The organism is Pseudomonas sp. BF-R-01 (assembly GCF_019946615.1).
In the GTDB taxonomy this organism is placed as follows: domain Bacteria; phylum Pseudomonadota; class Gammaproteobacteria; order Pseudomonadales; family Pseudomonadaceae; genus Aquipseudomonas; species Aquipseudomonas migulae.
The window spans coordinates 38,136-55,775 of record NZ_JAGYFX010000040.1 but is presented as its reverse complement, the minus strand read 5'-3'; the positions used below and the strand labels follow the sequence as shown (position 1 = coordinate 55,775).

13 protein-coding genes and 1 pseudogene are annotated in these 17,640 nt (G+C 59.9%); 7 read left to right on the top strand and 7 right to left on the bottom strand.

Annotated elements, in window-relative coordinates:
* Positions 1–133 precede the first annotated feature (133 nt).
* Together KGB27_RS16545 and KGB27_RS16540 are read left to right on the top strand one after the other, a co-directional pair.
* The gene (locus KGB27_RS16545) at positions 134–1,318 is read left to right on the top strand and encodes an acetyl-CoA C-acyltransferase family protein (RefSeq protein WP_008033866.1); all 1,185 of its coding nucleotides are present in this window, start codon (positions 134–136) and stop codon (positions 1,316–1,318) included.
* A gap of 114 nt (positions 1,319–1,432) precedes the next feature.
* Complete coding sequence (locus KGB27_RS16540; RefSeq protein ID WP_008043081.1) at positions 1,433–3,820, top strand: DUF3772 domain-containing protein; 2,388 nt, start codon at positions 1,433–1,435, stop codon at positions 3,818–3,820.
* Position 3,821: 1 nt separating this feature from the next.
* On the opposite strand, the gene KGB27_RS16535 is transcribed toward KGB27_RS16540, so the two are convergent.
* A complete protein-coding gene (locus KGB27_RS16535; protein ID WP_192229066.1) occupies positions 3,822–5,312 on the bottom strand; it encodes an aldehyde dehydrogenase family protein in 1,491 nt (496 codons plus the stop codon).
* A 47-nt stretch (positions 5,313–5,359) separates the two neighbouring features.
* A complete protein-coding gene (locus KGB27_RS16530; RefSeq protein ID WP_008033873.1) occupies positions 5,360–5,749 on the bottom strand; it encodes a c-type cytochrome in 390 nt (129 codons plus the stop codon).
* 276 nt (positions 5,750–6,025) lie between these two features.
* On the opposite strand from KGB27_RS16530, the gene KGB27_RS16525 reads away from it, so the two are divergent.
* From KGB27_RS16525 to KGB27_RS31590, 3 genes and pseudogenes are all read left to right on the top strand, one after another.
* Positions 6,026–7,348: a hypothetical protein gene (locus tag KGB27_RS16525; RefSeq protein WP_207285952.1), complete on the top strand. Its 1,323-nt coding sequence runs from the start codon at positions 6,026–6,028 to the stop codon at positions 7,346–7,348.
* 67 nt (positions 7,349–7,415) lie between these two features.
* Positions 7,416–8,813, top strand: a pseudogene (locus tag KGB27_RS31595) (HAMP domain-containing protein); the annotation flags it as partial.
* Between the two features lie 27 nt (positions 8,814–8,840).
* A complete protein-coding gene (locus KGB27_RS31590; RefSeq protein WP_411736706.1) occupies positions 8,841–9,671 on the top strand; it encodes a methyl-accepting chemotaxis protein in 831 nt (276 codons plus the stop codon).
* Positions 9,672–9,844: 173 nt separating this feature from the next.
* Here the strand turns inward: KGB27_RS31590 and KGB27_RS16515 are convergent, their stop codons facing one another.
* Positions 9,845–10,993 (bottom strand): hypothetical protein, encoded by a 1,149-nt coding sequence (locus KGB27_RS16515; RefSeq protein WP_223555363.1) that lies wholly within the window; start codon positions 10,991–10,993, stop codon positions 9,845–9,847.
* A gap of 457 nt (positions 10,994–11,450) precedes the next feature.
* On the opposite strand from KGB27_RS16515, the gene KGB27_RS16510 reads away from it, so the two are divergent.
* Positions 11,451–12,395 (top strand): hypothetical protein, encoded by a 945-nt coding sequence (locus KGB27_RS16510; protein ID WP_223555361.1) that lies wholly within the window; start codon positions 11,451–11,453, stop codon positions 12,393–12,395.
* A 109-nt stretch (positions 12,396–12,504) separates the two neighbouring features.
* On the opposite strand, the gene hpaC is transcribed toward KGB27_RS16510, so the two are convergent.
* Positions 12,505–13,017, bottom strand: a complete 513-nt coding sequence (gene hpaC / locus KGB27_RS16505; protein ID WP_008033884.1) for a 4-hydroxyphenylacetate 3-monooxygenase, reductase component — start codon at positions 13,015–13,017, stop codon at positions 12,505–12,507.
* 261 nt (positions 13,018–13,278) lie between these two features.
* Between hpaC and KGB27_RS16500 the strand changes: the two genes are divergently transcribed.
* Entirely contained in the window at positions 13,279–13,908 is a 630-nt protein-coding gene (locus KGB27_RS16500; protein ID WP_008033885.1) for a response regulator transcription factor, read from the top strand.
* Between the two features lie 728 nt (positions 13,909–14,636).
* On the opposite strand, the gene feaR is transcribed toward KGB27_RS16500, so the two are convergent.
* From feaR to KGB27_RS16485, 3 genes are all read right to left on the bottom strand, one after another.
* Positions 14,637–15,557, bottom strand: a complete 921-nt coding sequence (gene feaR, locus KGB27_RS16495; protein WP_223416539.1) for a transcriptional regulator FeaR — start codon at positions 15,555–15,557, stop codon at positions 14,637–14,639.
* Between the two features lie 151 nt (positions 15,558–15,708).
* Positions 15,709–16,656 (bottom strand): PDR/VanB family oxidoreductase, encoded by a 948-nt coding sequence (locus KGB27_RS16490; protein WP_223555359.1) that lies wholly within the window; start codon positions 16,654–16,656, stop codon positions 15,709–15,711.
* 234 nt (positions 16,657–16,890) lie between these two features.
* Positions 16,891–17,631, bottom strand: coding sequence for an SDR family NAD(P)-dependent oxidoreductase (locus KGB27_RS16485; RefSeq protein ID WP_192229059.1), 741 nt, complete (start codon positions 17,629–17,631; stop codon positions 16,891–16,893).
* Between the last annotated feature and the right edge of the window lie 9 nt (positions 17,632–17,640).

The window sequence follows — 17,640 nt, the reverse complement described above, 5'->3', positions numbered from 1 at the left end:
CACCCACCGCAAATGGCAAAAAACACCACCCCCCTTGAGCACTTTCGACCTATCCCAACCAAACCACCGCCCCTAGACTCTTGCCCCCAATAACAGCGCCAAACGCGCACAAGAACGAACCAGGGAAACCCACATGAACCCATCCGACATTTTCGTTATCAGCGCCGTCCGTTCCGCCATCGGCAGCTTCGGCGGCTCGCTCAAGGACGTGCCACCGATTCAACTGGCCACCGACGTCTGCCGCGCCGCCATCGAGCGCTCGGGGCTGGCGCCTGAACACATCGGCCATGCGGTGATGGGCCATGTGATCCCGACCGAAGCCCGCGACGCCTACATCTCCCGGGCGGTGGCGATGAATGCCGGCCTGCCGAAAGAGACACCCGCCTTCAACGTCAACCGCCTCTGCGGTTCCGGTTTGCAGGCAATCGTCAGTGCCGCGCAAAGCCTGATGCTCGGTGATGCGGGTGCGGCGCTGGCCGGTGGCGTCGAGTCCATGAGCCGTGGCGCGTATCTGCTGCCGCAAGCGCGTTGGGGCGCACGCATGGGCGACATGCAGGCCATCGACTACATGCTCGGCGTGCTGCAAGACCCGTTTGCCGGTTTCCACATGGGCATCACCGCGGAAAACATCGCCGAGCGCTACGGCATCACGCGTCAGGCCCAGGATGAACTGGCCATGCTCAGCCAGCAGCGCGCCGCGCGGGCAATCGCCGAAGGCCGCTTCAACAGTCAGATCGTGCCAATCGAAGTGGCATCGCGCAAAGGCACCGTGACCTTTGCGACCGACGAACACGTGCGTGCCGAGGTCAATGCCGAGCAACTGGCCAAGATGAAACCGGCCTTCAAAAAGGACGGTAGCGTCACCGCCGGCAACGCCTCGGGCCTGAATGACGGCGCCGGTGCGTTGATCATGGCCACCGGTGAAATGGTGCGCGCCCAAGGCCTCAAACCAATGGCACGACTGGTCGGCTATGCCCACGCCGGTGTCGAGCCGGAACTGATGGGGCTCGGCCCGATTCCCGCCACCCGTCTGGTACTCAAGCGTGCCGGCCTGACCGTCGCCGACCTGGATGTCATCGAGTCGAACGAGGCCTTCGCCGCGCAAGCCTGTGCCGTGGCGCAGGAACTGGGCTTCGACCCGGAGAAGGTCAACCCTAACGGTTCGGGCATCTCACTGGGCCATCCAGTGGGCGCCACCGGCGCGATCATCGCGACCAAGGCCATTCACGAACTGCACCGCGTCCAGGGCCGTTATGCACTGGCGACCATGTGCATCGGCGGCGGCCAGGGCATCGCCGTGCTGTTCGAACGCGTCTGATACGTCCACCCTGCCCCCGTTCAACGGGGGCAGCCGAACAAACTATTGCTCGAAGGTTTGACTGATGACCTAACCTCATAGGCTGAATGACTAACAACAGAGTCAGGCACTCCTATGCGTCATGCACTGAAAGCCATGATTTTCGTCGCTTTCACGCTTTTCGGGGCGGGCCCCGGAATGCTGTTGGCGGCAGACCCTGCGGACATTTCAATGCCCAGGGCGGTTGCCGCGCCCCCCAGCGTTTCCCCAAGCGACCTCCAGGCGTTGCAACTTCGGCTGGACGCCCTCAAACAACAGATCTCGCTGGTAGATAACTACAGCCAGCTGGAGGCCCCGCAGGACCTCGTCCAGATGTTCATGCTGGATGTCGATCGCCTCTCGACCTCGCTGCTTCCCCTGCAGACTCAACTGCGCGCGCAACTGGGTGTGCTGGGGCCTGTCCCGCGCGATGACGCCGCGGCCGAGCAGCCCGATATCACCGCGCAAAGGGTCGCGCTCACCGAGCAAAAAAACAAAGTCGACGCCACCCTGAAAACCCTGGCCACCCTGAAAACGAGTGCCACCGACCTCATCACCCAGATTGCCGGCATCCGTCGCAACATGCTGGAAAGCGAACTGACCCTGAGCACCCGAAGCGTCCTGAACCCAGAGTTCTGGTCACCGATCCTGAGCCCCTCGATGGATGATCGACAGCGCTTCGCATCGTTCCTCGGTCAGGCAAGTGAGGTCGTCAAACTGGCCTGGCAACCGGGCCAACGCCTCTACACCAGCGTACTGTTGCTGCTGGCCCTGCTTATCTGGACGCTGGGCCGTCGTCTCGCAGAACGAGGGCTGACGTGGCTTTGCATTCACCGGATGCCAGAAGGACGCCTGCGCCGCAGTTCCCTGGCGCTGGCTTCCGTATTGGCCACGGTGCTGACGGTCGGCCTGTCCCTGCAACTGCTGTTTTATGTCTTCACACGCCAGGCTCCGCTGACGCCGACACTGTCGACGTTTTCCCAGGAATTCGAAAAAGTCGCCTACACCTGCGTGTTGATCACCGCGTTGAGCCGCGCCCTGTTGTCCACGAAACACCCGTCGTGGCGGCTGCCGGCGCTTGCCGATCAGGTGGCGCTGTCACTCAAGCCTTATCCGCGGGTTCTGGCGGGCGTGCTGCTGGTTCTGGTGACGATGATCCAAATTACCAACGCAACCGGCATGAGCAGCGGCATCGTGATCGCCGGTCGAGGGGTCGTCGCACTGGTTGTTACGTGCGTTCTGGTGGATTTATTGTGGCGCACCGGCAAGGTCCGCAGAGCCGTCGTGGCGTCTGGCGAAGCCTATGAAGCCGGCAGGACGTTCGCGGGCGTGCTTTACACCCTCGCCAGTCTTGCGATGGTGATCTGCCTGGTATCCCTCCTGACCGGTTACGTGTCCCTGGCCAGGTTCGTCACCTATGAACTGGTCTGGGGCTTTCTCATCCTCTCCGGTTTCTATTTGCTGATGCAGTGCTTCAAAGATGCCTGCGAATACTTTTTTTCAATCAAAAGTCCCAGCGGCAAAGCGCTCAAGCAGTTGCTCGGCATTGAAGACCGGCGCCTGGAGCAGATCTCGATCGTTCTTTCAGGGGTCGGGCGGGCCGGACTCTTGCTGCTGGCGCTGGTCACCCTGTTCGTCGGCGGGGTCGGCACGACGCTCGGGCAACTGCTCACCAACGTCTTTTCCATTCTCGGCGGCGCCGGGCTGCGCAAACTGAACATCATCCCCGGGCACTTGCTCAATGCCGCACTGGCCTTGCTGATCGGCATCTACCTGATTCGCACGCTGGGCCGCTGGCTGGACAAGGAGCTCCTGCCGAAAACCGAGATGGACCCTGGCATGCGCGCTTCGCTGACCACGCTGTTTGCCAACATCGGCTATGCGTTGGTCATTCTGCTGACGCTGTCATCGTTGGGCGTGCAGTGGACCAACCTGGCCTGGATCGTCAGCGCATTGTCGGTGGGGATTGGTTTTGGCTTGCAGGAGATCGTCAAGAATTTCGTCTCAGGCCTGATCCTGCTGACCGAGCGCCCGGTGAAAGTCGGCGACCTGATCAGCATCAGCGGGGTCGAGGGCGACATCCGCCGGATCAACGTGCGGGCCACCGAAATCCAGCTCAGTGACCGCTCGATCGTCATCGTGCCCAATTCGCAGCTGATCTCGCAAAACCTGCGCAACGTAACCCTGGGCGGCAGCGCCCAAGGGGTGGCGTCACTCGAACTGACCTTCCCCCTGGACATCGACCCCGAACAGGTGAAAGACCTGCTCTACAACACCTACCGCGAGCACGAGACCATTCTCGACAAACCGGCGCCGATGGTGCGCTTCAGCAAACTGACCCCCGAGGGCATCACGCTGACGGTCACTGGCTATGTCGGCAGCCCGAGAATCGTCGGCGTGACCAAGAGCGACCTGCTGTTTGAAATCCTCAAGCGCCTGAGTGACGCCGGTATCGAGCTGGCGAAGCCGGCACCCACAGTGTGAATCAGTGGGCGATGCACACTGATTTCAGCTCGGTGTAGGCCTCGATCACCGCACGCCCGAACTCGCGCCCCATGCCGGATTGCTTGACGCCACCAAACGGCATGGCCGGGTCGAGCAGCACGTGGGCGTTGACCCACACGGTGCCGGCCTCGATGCGCGGCACCAGGTTCATCGCTTTGCCGAGGTCATTGGTCCACAGGCTCGCGGCCAGGCCGTAGCGGTTGTCGTTGGCCAGGGCGATCACAGCGTCTTCATCGTCAAACGGCATCACCCCCAGCACTGGGCCGAACACCTCTTCGCGGGCCACCGCCATGCTGTGATCGATGTCGGCCAGAATGGTCGGCTGCACATAGAAGCCCTCGCCTTCCACCAACTCGCCCCCGGACACCACCCGTGCGCCTTCGCGACGCGCCAGCTCGATGTGCTTGAGCACGCTTTGCTGCTGCTTGCGCGAGACCAGCGGGTTGATCGCCGCTTCGCCGTTCATGCCTGCGCCGATGGGCATCGCCGATACGGCGGCGGCGAGTGCTTCAACGAATTGATCGTGGATCGAGCGATGCACGTAGAAGCGCGAAGCTGCCGCACACACCTGGCCGTTGTTCAGCAGACCGCCGAGGATTGCGCCCTGGACGGCTTTTTCGATGTCGGCATCGGCCAACACGATCATCGGGTTTTTGCCACCCAGCTCCAGCGAGAACCGCGTCATGTTTTCCATGCACGCCACACCGACGCTTTTGCCCACCGCCGTGGAACCGGTGAAGGACACTTTGCTCACCAGTGGATGCGCCGTCAGCACACCGCCGACATTGGCACCGCCACCGGTGACGACGTTGAACACGCCCGCCGGAATGCCCGCTTCCAGCGCCAGTTCAGCCAGGCGCATGGCGGTCAGCGGCGTTTCCATCGCCGGTTTGATGATCACCGTGCAACCGGTGGCCAGCGCCGGCATCAGCTTCCACGCCGCGATCAGCAGCGGGAAGTTCCACGGCACGATCCCGACCACCACGCCCACCGGCTCACGCTTGGTGAACGCGGTGAATTTCGCCCCCGGCGGCAGCGGAATCGACACGTCAAAGGTCTGCCCTTCGATCTTGGTCGCCCAGCCGGACATGTAGCGCATGAACTCCACGGTGGCGTTCAGGTCCAGTGCGCGCGCCATGTTGATCGACTTGCCCTGGCTCAGGGTTTCCAGCTGCGCCAGCTCTTCGGCATGCGCTTCTACCAGCGCAGTGAAGTTCAGCAAGATGCGTTCGCGGTCCGCCGGGCGCAGGCCCGACCATACGCCGGACTTGAAGGCTTTATGCGACGACTGCACGGCTTGCTCGACCACGTCCAGCGGCGCGTCGAGGGTTTCGCACAGGGTTTTTCCGGTGGCCGGGTTGACCACGGCAATGCGCGGCCCTTCGGCGAACACCCATTGGCCATCGATAAAGCAGCCGTGGCGGCGGTCAAGAAATGCAGCAACCTGCGGCAGGATTTCAACGTTGCTCATAAATCACCTTTGGTTCAGACGTGTTGTTCAGCCGGATAACGGGCTGATTACTGTTGTTCTTTGAGGAAACACACGACCGCCTGGCGATCGTCCGCGGAGGCCAGGCCCATGTAGGGCATGTAGGTCCCCGGCACGAAGGCCTGGGGTTGGGTGATGAGTTGCGCGATGTTCTCGGCCTGCCAGTTGATGTCTTTGCTGCGCATGGCCTGGGAATAGTTGAAGCCTTCCAGCGAGCCGGATTTGCGCCCGACCACACCCGCCAGGTTCGGCCCCATCATTCCCGTCATGCCCTTGGTCACCGAGTGGCAGACCGCGCATTCATTGGCGAAGACCTGGGCGCCATGCCCTTGGTCGGGCGCGCAGTCAGCGGCCAGCGCGGTGTGCGCGAGGGTGAGTGAGAGCAGGCCGATGAGGGGCAATCGCAGCGAGGTGAACATAGGAAAACGACCTTGAAAATCCGCGCTCATCCATTGAGCGGCAACACGGGAGCGCCGACGCAGCGGTGCATCGACAGGGTTGAGAGGGATTGTCGATGGTCAGTGATGCGCAGGTTTTGCCCTGCGTGCCAGTCGTATTGGCGAGGCTGCCAAACCGGGCATTTTGGCAAGCACAGCCAACTCTTTGGCAACCACACAAAAGGCCGGAAAAGTTCCGCGCCTTAGTATCGAAAAAGACCGCAAACCTGCGCTCAAGAACAAGAACGGATGCCACACATGCTCAAGTCCCCCTTGCTGCGTCTCTCTACACTTGCCCTGATGATCAGCGCCGGCCATGCCGGCGCGTACGAACTCTACGCCGATGACGACAGTCACCTGAACGCCACGCTGGAAGCGGTCTTCGGCATCTTCCACAGCCAGGAAAACTACGCGCTGTCCGGTCGCCTCGACCCGGGTTCTTCGTCGTGGCGCGAGGGCTACATCAAATATGGCCTGAGCTTCGACAAGGGCCTGGCCGGTGTCGGCACCGCGTATGGCGCGGCGAACCTGCTCAGCTCCGGAACCTGGGGCGACGGCGATGCCGCAGGCTTCAGCGACGGTTCGGAACGCACCACCAAATTCGAAGACGCCTACCTCGGCTGGCGTTCAGGCAAGCTGTTCGACGTGCTCGGCGAGGACGGCGTCGACCTGTCCTTCGGTCGCCAGAACATCGTGGTCGGTGATGGTTTCCTGATTAATGGCGACGCGCTCAACTTGGGCAAAGGTCTGGCCGACGGTGAGTTCAACCGCGGAGGCGCGTACTGGCTGGCGGCGCGCAAAGCCTTTGACGAGACTGCCGTGCTGCGCCTGGGAGGCAAGGAAGGCTGGCGTGGCGACCTGATGTGGTTGAAGTCCGATAACCGCGCACAAGCGAAAACCGAAATGTACGTCGGCACGCTTGAGCATGTCGCCGAAGCAGGCACAGTCGGTTTGACCTACATCGACACCACCGATGTCGACGAAGAATTCGCCTCCCCTTCGCAGCTTGAACGCGACGGCATGAAAACCTACAGCCTGCGCGCAGCCGGCAATGCCGGGGTGCAAAACCTGTTCCTCTCCGGCGAATACGCCAAGCAGGACAAACCCCACACCAGCACCGAAGACGCCTGGTACCTGGAAGCCGGCTGGACCTTCGCCGACGTGGCCTGGACGCCAAATGCCAGCTACCGCTACAGCCGTTTCTCGGAAGGTTATGACACGCTGTTCTATGGCTTCAGCCGTGGCTTCGGCACCTGGTTCCAGGGTGAAGTCGCCGGTAACTACGCCGGCCCGTTCAACACCAACTCGCGTATCCAGCAAGTCAAGTTCACCGTCTCGCCGCTGGAGAACCTGACGGTCGGTGCGATGTATTTCAACTTCGACACCATCGACCGCAACCTCGGCAATACCGATGGCCACGAAGTCGATCTGTATGCCGAATGGCACGTCAACGAGCACCTGACGGTGATGCCGCTGATCGGCCTCTATCAGCCGGACAAAAGCGCCGACGAAGGTGGCACGCAGCTGGGCAGCAACGACAAGAACCTCTACAGCCAGGTGATTTTCGCCACCACGTTCTAAGTTTTGTCCGACGCAATTCCTGTGGTAGCGGGCGAACCCCTGTGGGAGTGAGACCGGCTTGCCGGCGATGGCGGTGTATCAGGCAACACTAATGTCGACTGACACTCCGCCATCGCGAGCAGGCTCGCTCCCACGGGGCTTCGCGGGTTCCAACAAAATTGCGCGGCATTGCCCTTCAACGGAAACGGAGTTTCCAATGCACAAAAAATTCCTGACGATTCAGAGCAAGATCGCCCTGCTCGCCGGCCTCTGCCTGCTGCTGGTGGTGGGTTTGCTGATGGGGTTGTCGCTGTATCAAACCCATCGGAGCAGCCAGCAAGTGGCCGAGGCCAGCAGCGAAATGCTCGCCAACGCCGCCAAGGAACACATGCAGGCGCTGGGCAAAGTGCAAGCGATGCAGGTGCAACGCACCTTCATGCAGACGCACGAATATGGCCAAGGGTTGTCGCGCTATCTGCTCTACCTGAGGCAGTTGCAACATCAGGGCAACCTTACCCGTCCACAACTGCGCCAGGAGCTGAGCACCCAGCTACACCAGGCCCTGATCGACAAGCCCGACCTGCTCGGGCTTTATGTCATTTTCGAACCCGATGCCCTGGACGGCGCCGACGCCGGCTTCGTCGATCAGGCGGCCATGGGCAGCAACGAAACCGGGCGCTTTTCGCTGTATTGGGTGCAAAGCAAACCCGGCGAACTGCAAGCGGTGATCGGCGACGAAGCGCTGCTCGCCAACACCTCGCCCGGCCCCAGCGGCGCGCCCTACAACGCCTTCTACACCTGTGCCCGTGACACCCGCAAAGCCTGCGTTCTGGAGCCATATTTCGACGAGGCCTCCGGCAGCCGCAAACTGGTGACCAGCATCGCGTTCCCGCTGCTGGACCATGACAAGGTCATCGCCGTGGTCGGCCTCGACATCAACCTCGCCGCCCTGCAACAGAACAGCGAAGCCAGCGCGCTCCAACTGTTCGACGGCAACGGGCAGATCAGCATCGTCAGCCCGCGCGGGGTGATTTCCGCCAACAGCCAGGACCTCAGTCGCCTCGGGCAACCGCTGGACAACGCCGAGGTGATGGACACCTTGCGTCAGGGCCAGCCGAAAGTGTTCGTCGATCAACAGCAGATCAAAGTGCTTGAGCCGCTGGCACCGATTGCCGGTGCGGCGCAGTGGGGCGTGCTGGTCGGTGTGCCGCAGAACGTGCTGCTCGCCCCGGTCACCACGCTGCAACAGGAACTCGATGCGCAAGCCGTGCGAAGCACCGCGCTTGAGCTGTTGCTGGGCGGCGGCTCGGCGCTGCTTGGCCTGGTGTTGATCTGGTACGCGGCGTATCGCATCACCCGGCCGCTGCAACTGCTGACGCGAGTCATGGAGGATATATCCCTGGGCGAAGGCGATCTGACCCGACGCCTGGCCGTGCAATCAAGGGATGAAATCGGCCAACTGGCGACGGCGTTCAACCGCTTTGTCGAACGTATCCACCATTCCATTCGCGAGGTGTCTTCGGCGGCGCTCGGCGTCAACGAAGGCGCCAAGCGTGTGCTGCTGGCGTCCAACGCATCGCTGAGCAATTTCGATGAACAATCGACCCGCACCAACAGCGTTGCCGCCGCGATCAACGAACTGGGCGCCGCCGCCCAGGAAATTGCGAACAACGCCTCCGATGCCTCGCAGCAAGCCTCTGCCGCGCGCCAACAGGCCGAAGACGGGCGTCAGGTGGTCGAGCGCACGATTGCGGTGATGAACGAACTGTCCGGCAAAATCAGCGCGTCGTGCGTCAACATCGAAGCGCTGAACAGCAAAACCGTGAACATCGGGCAAATCCTCGAAGTGATCAAAGGCATCTCCCAGCAGACCAACCTCCTCGCCCTCAACGCCGCCATCGAAGCGGCACGGGCGGGTGAAGCGGGCCGCGGCTTTGCCGTGGTCGCCGACGAAGTGCGCAGCCTGGCCGGACGCACACAGACCTCAGCGGCAGAGATTCAGCAGATGATTGAAGCACTGCAAATCGGTGCGCGTGAGTCGGTGACAACCATGACCGAGAGCCAGCAGCACAGCGAGGAAAGCGTCAGCATCGCCAACCTCGCCGGCACGCGGCTGGGCAGCGTGACGCAACGCATTGGCGAGATCGACAACGTCAACCAATCGGTCGCCGCAGCCACTGAAGAGCAGACCTCGGTGGTCGAGGCGTTGAACGTGGACATCACCGAGATCAACACGCTGAACCAGCAAGGAGTGGAGAACCTGCAATCGACGTTGCAGGCATGTACCGAGCTGGAACGCGAGGCTGGGCGGCTGAATCAGTTGGTCGGGAGTTTTCGCATCTGAAGGCAGCGGTGCCTGATCTACCGCTATCGCGAGCAAACGGAACGCCGCCCGGCTGCTCCTACAGTGACCGCGTCCGTCCGGGCACCCCGGTCACCTGTAGGAGCGAGGCTTGCCCGCGATGAACGATAACGCGGTTCCTCAGTAATGGCCTGGACAGCCCGACAATGGTGGCTTCAATTCTTTGCAAGATCCATCTTGTACCCCGCACCCGGCACTCCTTCATGCAACGCTGCCTGGATGTTTCCATACAAGGCATTTGCCTCGGCGGTTGTGATTGAACGCGAACAATCACGCAGTACCACACGCAGAAGCACATTTTCCTGACCCGGCAGCAGCCCCAAGCGCTCAATTGCCTGCACGGGTAAATCCGAGAACGCCCAACGTCCCTTGATCTGCATCTCCTCGATCCAATCAGAGCAATCGCCGGCCGCCTGCAACATTCTTTCGGTCAAAACTTCCTCGCTCAGCCCTGGCGCCACGGCCAACGAAATATCCCGAGCAATCGAAGGTAACCGTGATACAGGACTCCATGGATGCAAATCATGCATCTGCACCTGCACTCGTACGTTCTGATCACGCAGCAAGCGAATATCCGGGATGCCCTTGCGTAGCATGGTCAGGCGATCCAGCCCCATTCCGAGCGCCAGCCCTCCATGGCGCAGCGGATCTATCTTCAAGCGATCTAGCAAAGACTTCGCAATGCGACCGCACTCCAGCACCTCGACGGGAGCGCCTTCATTTAACACATTCACTTCGATTCCACCCTCGGTGTAGTGGTGTGGACTGTCGCTGTAGACCCATGGTTTTTCAGGAACGGCAGACTTCAGGATATCGTTGACCAGGCGCAACAAATGTTCATGCGTCGAAAGCTGCGGATCACCCAACACCCAGATATCCATTTGATGAGGTTCTGCGCAGTGCCAACGATCCCGACTATCGCGGCGAAAAGTGATACCTGGTGCGGCCAGCAATATTGTCTCGCCAGCTTGCCGTGCATCAGCAGCACGCAGAAGTGCTGCCGGAATCTGGCTGGTGGTTTGCGTTCGCAGCAGCGAATACTCGTCGACCCACCGGGTGTGTTCACTGCCAAGCGTGACTTCTTCCGGGTCATAACCCAACAAACCGTAATTTTCTTCAGCGGACACAATGCGCGGCCCTGTTAGTAACTGTGCTTGAGGCCAGCCTTTTTCGGTAAGTCCCTGAAGGATCTCTTTCAGCAGTAATCGGACGGCGTGGTCTGGATCGTTTGTTTCGGTCAGGTCCACCAATAATAGAGCCTGATGGACTGACAAGTCTGTCAGATATTTCTTTGACGCATGCACTATATAAACCCTCAATCGGCACTTGAACATTGAGCAAAAAAATAAAACCCATAAATAAACCTAACGACACAAGATCATCAGCCGCAACCAAAATATGAAAAACATAAAATTTTCAGAACAAGACTACAGATCTATCCTACATAAATAACTGCCTGCAGCATCCAAGAACAAAAACCATCGAAACTATTCTAAAAAACACCCAGCAAACCATTTAATACATCAAAAAAATCTGTATTAATTAATTCTCTCCCAAGCAATTTCGGGAGAAAAAATCCAAAAAATGAAAAAGGAAGATCAAATGAAAAATACCGAGATCGTTAAGGAAAACCTAAACCGGATCACTTCGGGACCGGATAACTTTGGATGGGCACCGTTGGCGTGGGCTCATACTGAAGAGTAACTGATACCAATGCGCGGCAATCATTATTACCGCGCATTGGAAAACAAGGAGGGTTTTATGTCACTACCGAATATGATATCGACACTTTTCGGCCACGAAAAACCATCAATTATTGCAGACTCAGAAGACTTCCTCAGAGAATGCAAGCATTTAGGGTTCAATACGGCCAATATTTCAGACCTGGCAAACCTGCCAAAAAACAGTATTGTCTTTTCGTTTAGTAACGATGCCGCAAAAATGACTTTTGAACTGGCAAAAAACACGAAAAACAAGAAGAGCGTTTTCTGCGCGACTCAAGTGTTCGAGCCAACGGTAGCCAGCGCGCTCTATAGTCTGAAGCTTTTACTGAGCAGCAATTTTGAAAATGCCTTATGTACACAACGGTCTGTGTTAAACATGCTGAATTCAAATGAATCTTTTTTTCTGACTGGCAACGACGCCGATGCACGCGTCACAGTTTTCCCGCACGCCCAACCCTATGCACTACTCGCCGAAGACGTATCACACAATTTTGTTCAGTCCGTGGCAGAGTTCTTTGAAGTCCATTACGCTCACATGAACCCGCAAGAGCCATGTCCATTTTCATTTAGCGGCACGTTAAAAGTCGCAGGAATACTGACCGTACTGAGAAAGCCTAACTTGACACTCCCTGAGGGTTTGAAAACCTCACTCAAATGGTTGAGTGATCGTATTTCGGAGGAAGATACATTCTTATCAATTGAAGACAACACCGTGACGTCTCTAAAAATAAAAAACGAGGATCACATAAAGCTTTTGGATCTAGCGGCCGGCCCTCGGGGGCTCAAGCTGACTGAGTTCGCCATCGGCGTAAACGAGGCTATAGCTCAAAACATAGATTACAAAATCAACTCACAAATGAATGAAGGCATCAGCGGGGTTCATTTAGCCATTGGTGATGGATCTTCCGGCTACCACATTGACTTTCTTAGCCCGGCAGTGACCGTAACCCCAATAAACCAGCGATTTCCCCAGCAACTATAAATGGTACAAAAATCATCAAAACACCTAATTTAATACATTCTTTCAACGTGTCTTTTACAAGACATACCGCTATCGCGGGCTTGCCCGCGATGAACGATAACGCGGTGTTTCAGCAAGCCGCCACAGCATGCTCAATCCGATGAAACAACCGGTTGAAATACACCAGGCTATCGCCCTCCCCACGCACACCTACCTTCGACAATTCCACAAACATCACCGAATGCGACCCGACTTCCTTGCACTCGCTGATCCGCCCTTCCAGCTGCACCAGTGCATCACGCAGCACCGGCACGCCCGTGTCGCCGCCGTCCCACAAGTCCCAGGCAAACCGCTCGGCCATCGGCACCTGGGTCATGCCGGCGAAGTGTCGGGCCAGTTCTTCCTGTTCACCGCACAGCACGTTGACGCATAGCCGGCCGTTGGTGCGGAACACATCGTGGGTGGCGCTGTTGCGGTTGACGCACACCAGCACGGTCGGTGGCGAATCCGTCACCGAGCACACGGCGCTGGCGGTGATGCCGCAGCGTCCGCCGGGGCCGTTGGTGGTGATGATGTTCACCGCCGCCGGCAGTTGCGCCATGGCGTTGCGAAAGTCGATTTGCTGCTGGCTCAGGTTGGCCATGTCGGTGCCCCTTCCTTCAGGATGACCGCGCGTTCGCGGCCCGTGGGTGATGGAACAAGACTAAAGCCCGACGTGGCGCGCAACCATTCTGACGATCCCCATGCCGAGGTAGGCTTTCCGCTAGTCGACTAGGTGGTTTCTTTATCGTCAGGGCCCGTCGCAGTGGGTATTCTGCTGGAATGCACCAACATAGGTGCCGACGTCCGCCGCAGCGTGCACGCGTGCGAAAACAATAATTAGAAATTCTCGTGGCAACGCCTGATGGAAACCCGCAAACCGATTGTTTATATCGTTGATGACGACAAAGACCTGCGCACTTCGCTGGCCTGGTTGCTGGAGTCGGTCAGCGTCCAGGCGCAATGCTTTGCCGGCGCTGAAGAGTTCCTGAGCCAGTACGACCCCAAGCAACCGGCGTGCCTGGTGCTGGACGTGCGCATGCCGGAAACCAGCGGCTTTCAGCTGCAGGAAATCCTCAACCAGCGTGGCAGCACCCTGCCGACGATCTTCGTGTCCGCCCATGGCGACATTCCGATGTCGGTGACCGCGATGAAGAACGGTGCGCTGGATTTCGTCGAGAAACCCTACAACCCGCAGCAGATGATCGACCGCATACAAGCGGCGCTGAAGACCGCCGTGCATGCCCAGGCCGATCAGCAGCAACGCCAGCACCTGCAAGGCAAACTCGCCCTGCTGACCAGCCGTGAACGGGAGGTGTTGATGCTGGTGATCGATGGCAAGGCCAGCAAGGTCATCGCCCGGGAGCTGAACATCAGCGTGAAAACCGTTGATGTGCACCGGACCAAGATCAAGGAAAAGATGGGCGTGACCAGCATTGCCATGCTGGTGCGCGAAGTGCTGCATTTACCGGTGGATGAGCCGTCGCGGCATTAAGGGACCTGCGGCGGCCATGAGGCCGCCATCGCCGGCAAGCCGGCTCCTACAGGGATCTGCAGCGAACTCAAGGTATGTGCACGGCGAAGATCTACTGTAGGAGCCGGCTTGCCGGCGATGAGGCCGGCACATTCAACATCAATGGCGCCTGACACTCCGCCATCGCCAGCAAGCCGGCTCCTACAGGGGTCTGCAGCGAGCACAAGGTATGTGCACGGCGAAGATCTACTGTAGGAGCCGGCTTGCTGGCGATGAGGTCGGCACATTCAACATCAATGGTGCCTGATACTCCGCCATCGCCAGCAAGCCGGCTCCTACAGGGATCCGCAGCGAACACAAGGTATGTGCACGCCGAAGACCTACTGTAGGAGCCGGCTTGCCGGCGATGAGGCCGGCACATTCAACATCAATGGTGCCTGATACTCCGCCATCGCCGGCAAGCCGGCTCCTACAGGGATCTGCAGCGAACTCAAGGTATGTGCACGGCGAAGATCCAATGTAGGAGCCGGCTTGCCGGCGATGAGGCCGGCACATTCAACATTGATGGCGTCTGATGCCCCGCCATCGCCGGCACGCCGGCTCCTACAGGGGTCTGCAGCGAACACGAGGTATGTGCACGGCGAAGATCTACTGTAGGAGCCGGCTTGCCGGCGAAGGGGTCGGCACATTCAACATTGATGGCGTCTGATGCCCCGCGATCGCCGGCAAGCCGGCTCCTACAGGAGAGGTCAGTTGTGGCTGTAGCGCTTGCGATAGGCCCCGGGCGATACGCCGAAGCGGGATTTGAACGCCGAGGAGAAGTAGCTGGAATCAGAGAATCCCCAGGCGTAACACAGCGCCGAGAGCTTCTGCTCGTCAGGTGAGCGGCGCAGGTTTTCCGCGCAGAAATCCAGGCGTCGGTGCTTGATGTATTGCGCCACCACCAGGCCGCGCTTGGAGAACATCCGGTACAACCCACGCACCGAAATCCCTACCTCACGGGCAATCAGCTCGGGGCACAGGTCTTCGGCGCCGATGTGTTCGTCGATGTAGGCGATGATCTTGCGAAACTGCCGCTCGTGGGCATCTGCGCCGCTGTCGCGGGCACTGATCCCGGGCAACAACAGGCTGACCAACGCATCCAGCACCGCTTCGCTTTCCTGCATGTCCAGGCCTTCCTGCTGCCGGGTATCCAGCACCAAGCGGTTGGCCATCGCCGCCAGTGGTGTACTGGCCGCGATGCGTGTGGCGCAGTTGACTGCATTGAAATGCGAACCGCGCTCGACCACCTGACGCGGCAGGATCAGCGACAACTGTCGGGAATCCTCGTTGTAGGTCATGTCACTCGGGCGGCAGGCGTCGATCAGGGCGATGTCGCCCGTGCCCAGTTGAGCGCGGTTGTCGCCCTGCTCCAACCGGGAACTGCCACGCATCTGGAACACCGCGTAATAGTGGCCGTCGCTGCTGACGCTGACGTCCTTGCTGGTGCGATACAGGTGCACGTGCGCCATGTCGACGACACTGAGGTTGATCGCGCCGCTGCGATATTCCGCCAGCTCACCGTAGAAATCCGTATCCAGGGCCCGGGCATCGAAACGCCCGCAGGCCTGGTTGACCTGGCTCAGCCAGCTTTCGAACGCCTCGTTGCGAACCGCCGAAGAAGTCATCATCACTGCAAAGCCTCACGCATTTTATTGTTATTTTTCGACCGCTTCGTCGAGCGGTTCGGCAAATGTTACTTACCTTGGCTGTCTCCTCCTTCGACGGCCGCCGGGCCCTATTCAACAGGCTCCGGCGCTGGCTTGCCAGCCTTCCCTTGCGTTAGATGTCCAATACCAGACGGGCGGAAACGGCGCGGGAAACGCAGGCGCAAATCTGTTTGTTGGACGCCTTTTCCTTGTTCGACAAACAGTTGTCGCGGTGCTCCGGCACACCGTCCAGCACCTCGACGATGCAGGTGCCGCAGATGCCTTCGCGGCATTCAGTGTCGATGTCACAACCGTGAGCCTGCAACACATCGACCAGACTCGCGTTGGCCGGCACCTGAAGCACCACGCCGGAACTGGCCAGCTCCACTTCAAAACCGCCACTCGGACCGGCATTCGCTGCGGGATCGGCCTGGAAATGCTCAAGGTGGATCGCATCGTCGCAGCGGCTGCGCGCCGCCACTTCCACCACTTTGTTCATGAACGGCGCCGGGCCGCAGGTGTACACGTGTGCGGCACTGTCTGCCTGGTTCAGGCATTCACTCAACGTGGCATCCATGTCACCCGGCTCGATGCCGTAGTGGAACTGCACATGCCCGGCGAACGTGCTCGCCAACAGCTCGGCGAACGCTGCGTATTGCGGCGAACGGGCGAAATAATGCAGGCGCCACGGCTGGCCGTTTTCGCTCAGCCGATAAGCCATGCTCAGCAGCGGCGTGACGCCGATACCAGCCGCGCACAGCACATGCTCGGTGGCCGTCGGGTCGAGGCGGAACAGGTTGCGCGGCGCCCCCATTTCCAGCTCCATGCCCTCTTCCACCTCGTGCAGCGCCGCTGAACCGCCACGGGACTGCGCTTCTTTTTTTACCGCTACCAGATACGCGCGGCGGTCCTGGGGCGGGCTGCACAGCGAATATTGACGGGTCACCCCGGTCGGCCCGGTCAGGTCGACGTGGGCACCCGGTTCATAGGCGTCGAGCGGCTGGCCGTCACTGCGCACGAGGCGAAAGGAACGGATATCCAGCGCTTCGTCGACGATCCTTTCGATCTTCACCTTCATCATTGCATCACCTGAAATACGGTTGATTTTGTTATCACGGCGCCGGTGGGCGCCCTGTGTTTTATGCTGCAAACGACGTCTTTTGTAGGAGCCGGCTTGCTGGCGATAGCGGTCTTAAGACTTGCATCGCCAATGAGGACGTCATCGCCAGCAAGCCGGCTCCTACAGATTTGTATCGCCGATGAGGGCGCCATCGCCGGCAAGCCGGCTCCTACAGGGTTGTGTGTGAGGCCTTGCTTAGCGCATGAACAGGCCGCCGTTGATGTCCCAGCACGCGCCGGTTACGGAGGCGGCGTGGTCGGCGATCAGCAGCAACACGCTGTCGGCGATGTAGCCGGGGTCGCCGAGGGTGCCGGCCGGGATCATTTTCAGGATCTGTTCCAGACGCTCCGGGGCCACGGTTTCGCGCACCACCGGCAAGTCCAGCGGCCCCGGCGAAATGCTGTTGACCGTCACGCCTTGCGGGGCCAGTTCACGGGCGAAGACTTTGGTCAGCGTCGCCACGCCGCCCTTGGCCGCAGCGTAATGCGCGCCGGTGGCGGTGCCGCCGTTTTGCCCGGCGAGCGAGGCGATGTTGACGATGCGGCCAAAACCACGCTCGGCAAAGTGCGCGCCGAACACCTGGCACGCGACAAAAGTGCCGCGCAGGTTGATTGCCATCGACTCGTCGAACTCCTCAGGGGTGATGTCCATCAACGCCGCGACTTTCGACACGCCGGCGTTGTTCACCAGGATGTCGCAGCCGCCCCAATGCTCGACCAGCACGTCGCGGGCATGCTGGAAGTCGGCCTTGCTGCGCACATCCAGCTCAATGGCGACAGCACTGGCACCGCTGGCATCCAGCTCGGCAGCCAGTCGCCGCACGCCCTCGAGACGCACGTCCGCCAGGGCGACGCGATAACCCGCCCCGTGCAGACGGCGGGCGATGCACTCGCCCAGTCCGCGCGAGGCACCTGTTACAAGGGCTACTCGACTCATGATGTTGCC

Coding starts and splice junctions, on each gene's coding strand:
- KGB27_RS16530 (WP_008033873.1), bottom strand. CDS start 5,749: ATGTTCACCTCGCTGCGATTGCCCCTCATCGGCCTGCTCTCACTCACC.
- KGB27_RS16485 (WP_192229059.1), bottom strand. CDS start 17,631: ATGAGTCGAGTAGCCCTTGTAACAGGTGCCTCGCGCGGACTGGGCGAG.
- hpaC (WP_008033884.1), bottom strand. CDS start 13,017: ATGGCCAACCTGAGCCAGCAGCAAATCGACTTTCGCAACGCCATGGCG.
- KGB27_RS16540 (WP_008043081.1), top strand. CDS start 1,433: ATGCGTCATGCACTGAAAGCCATGATTTTCGTCGCTTTCACGCTTTTC.
- KGB27_RS16535 (WP_192229066.1), bottom strand. CDS start 5,312: ATGAGCAACGTTGAAATCCTGCCGCAGGTTGCTGCATTTCTTGACCGC.
- KGB27_RS16500 (WP_008033885.1), top strand. CDS start 13,279: ATGGAAACCCGCAAACCGATTGTTTATATCGTTGATGACGACAAAGAC.
- feaR (WP_223416539.1), bottom strand. CDS start 15,557: ATGATGACTTCTTCGGCGGTTCGCAACGAGGCGTTCGAAAGCTGGCTG.
- KGB27_RS16545 (WP_008033866.1), top strand. CDS start 134: ATGAACCCATCCGACATTTTCGTTATCAGCGCCGTCCGTTCCGCCATC.
- KGB27_RS16510 (WP_223555361.1), top strand. CDS start 11,451: ATGTCACTACCGAATATGATATCGACACTTTTCGGCCACGAAAAACCA.
- KGB27_RS16525 (WP_207285952.1), top strand. CDS start 6,026: ATGCTCAAGTCCCCCTTGCTGCGTCTCTCTACACTTGCCCTGATGATC.
- KGB27_RS16490 (WP_223555359.1), bottom strand. CDS start 16,656: ATGATGAAGGTGAAGATCGAAAGGATCGTCGACGAAGCGCTGGATATC.